The 1,122-nt window shown below is 48.0% G+C and carries 2 protein-coding genes; both read left to right on the plus strand.

The genetic code is table 11. The features are described 5' to 3' along the window. Positions 1-617: urease accessory protein UreD (locus A3763_RS20530; RefSeq protein WP_068760426.1), on the plus strand; the 617-nt coding region annotated here is incomplete at its 5' end. Between the two features lie 25 nt (positions 618-642). Next, a complete protein-coding gene (locus A3763_RS20535) occupies positions 643-945 on the plus strand; it encodes an urease subunit gamma (RefSeq protein ID WP_068512141.1) in 303 nt (100 codons plus the stop codon). Positions 946-1,122: the final 177 nt, after the last annotated feature.

Raw genomic sequence — 1,122 nt, forward strand, 5'->3', positions numbered from 1 at the left:
CGGGTAGAGTCTATAAGGCTCGCGACGACTCGGGTGTTCAAACACAAAATATGACCTTGCGAGTCGAAAGCGACGCCGTGTTGGAATGGTTACCGCTAGAAACTATTCTTTTCCCTAAGTCTCATGCACGTATGAATACCCAAGTTGAACTGGCAGAAGGTGCTAAGGTAATGGCTTGGGAGGTCACTTGTTTTGGCTTACCGGCGAATAACTTGGCGTTCGAAGACGGTAGTTGCGAGCAGCGCTTGCAGATATGGCAGCAAGGCCGTATTCGTTTCAATGAAGCCCTCAGTTTAGCGCCAGGTGACACATCCGTTTTACATGGAACGGGTGGACTTCAAGAAAAGCCCGTTAATGCACTATTTGTTGCTGGGCCCTTCAACGAAACTATCGATAGTGCGGAGCATGAAACCATGCTTGAGGCATTGCTTATCAAACAAAGTGGTATGCCAGGAGATGATTTGCTAGCGTTAAGCATGACAGGTGAGTTTCTAACCGTCAGATACCTCGGTAACTGCACTGAACGAGCAAGAAATTTATTAGGCGAAGCATGGGCATTGGTTCGTCCAGTGCTATCGGGGCGCAAAGCCACCGAACCAAGAATTTGGTTAACTTAAGTGTCAGATTATATAAGAGTGAATTATGGAACTATTACCTAGAGAGAAAGATAAGCTACTGGTTTTCACCGCCGCGTTGCTGGCTGAAAGACGCTTGAACAGAGGCTTAAAATTAAACTACCCCGAAGCCATGGCCTACCTGACAATGGAAATTATTGAAGGCGCTCGAGACGGTAAAACGGTTGCCGAACTAATGAGCTACGGCAAAACCTTGTTGACTGAAGAGCAAGTAATGGACGGTGTCGCCTCGATGATTCATGAAGTGCAAGTCGAAGCGACCTTTCCTGATGGAACTAAACTGGTCACCGTTCACGACCCGATTTCATAAGTCGATTAATTGGCCTTTTTATTCCGTTAGTGACACTCACATAGTCACACCGGTGGTAACACTCACAACTGTCATCCCGGTGGTGTTTTAAGCCGGGATCCATGAGGGCTAGCAAGGGGTATCGACGAAGATGGATTCCTGCTCAAGTGACCGCGGGAATGACGGGGGTTACGGGGC

Source organism: Oleiphilus sp. HI0128 (genome assembly GCF_001635365.1).